Here is a 1,310-nt window from a genome sequence, read left to right as displayed (position 1 = left end):
AACACAGTGGACGCGAGCAACTGAGGACAAGCCCTCGGCCTATTAGTACCGGTCACCTCCACACCTCACGGTGCTTCCAGATCCGGCCTATCAACCCAGTCGTCTACTGGGAGCCTTAACCCCTCAAAGGGGGTGGGAGTCCTCATCTCGAAGCAGGCTTCCCGCTTAGATGCTTTCAGCGGTTATCCCTCCCGAACGTAGCCAACCAGCCATGCCCTTGGCAGAACAACTGGCACACCAGAGGTTCGTCCGTCCCGGTCCTCTCGTACTAGGGACAGCCCTTCTCAAGACTCCTACGCGCACAGCGGATAGGGACCGAACTGTCTCACGACGTTCTAAACCCAGCTCGCGTACCGCTTTAATGGGCGAACAGCCCAACCCTTGGGACCGACTCCAGCCCCAGGATGCGACGAGCCGACATCGAGGTGCCAAACCATCCCGTCGATATGGACTCTTGGGGAAGATCAGCCTGTTATCCCCGGGGTACCTTTTATCCGTTGAGCGACGGCGCTTCCACAAGCCACCGCCGGATCACTAGTCCCGACTTTCGTCCCTGCTCGACCCGTCGGTCTCACAGTCAAGCTCCCTTGTGCACTTACACTCAACACCTGATTGCCAACCAGGCTGAGGGAACCTTTGGGCGCCTCCGTTACTCTTTAGGAGGCAACCGCCCCAGTTAAACTACCCATCAGACACTGTCCCTGATCCGGATCACGGACCCAGGTTAGACATCCAGCACGACCAGACTGGTATTTCAACGACGACTCCACCCACACTGGCGTGCGAGCTTCACAGTCTCCCAGCTATCCTACACAAGCCGAACCGAACACCAATATCAAACTGTAGTAAAGGTCCCGGGGTCTTTCCGTCCTGCTGCGCGAAACGAGCATCTTTACTCGTAGTGCAATTTCACCGGGCCTATGGTTGAGACAGTCGAGAAGTCGTTACGCCATTCGTGCAGGTCGGAACTTACCCGACAAGGAATTTCGCTACCTTAGGATGGTTATAGTTACCACCGCCGTTTACTGGCGCTTAAGTTCTCAGCTTCGCCCAGACGAATCTGAGCTAACCGGTCCCCTTAACGTTCCAGCACCGGGCAGGCGTCAGTCCGTATACATCGCCTTACGGCTTCGCACGGACCTGTGTTTTTAGTAAACAGTCGCTTCTCGCTGGTCTCTGCGGCCACCCCCAGCTCAGACCGTAAAGATCGTCACCAGGTGTGGCCCCCCTTCTCCCGAAGTTACGGGGGCATTTTGCCGAGTTCCTTAACCATAGTTCACCCGAACGCCTCGGTATTCTCTACCTGACCA

General features: G+C 56.6%; 1 rRNA gene. It reads right to left on the bottom strand.

What is annotated here, in order from left to right:
• Positions 1 to 22: 22 nt before the first annotated feature.
• Positions 23 to 1,310 (bottom strand): 23S ribosomal RNA (locus K7854_RS37180); the annotation flags it as partial.

This window comes from Streptomyces hyderabadensis, from assembly GCF_020404845.1.
Classification (GTDB): domain Bacteria; phylum Actinomycetota; class Actinomycetes; order Streptomycetales; family Streptomycetaceae; genus Streptomyces; species Streptomyces hyderabadensis.
Note: the sequence above shows the minus strand (reverse complement) of the source record. Positions and strands in the feature narration are given on the sequence as shown.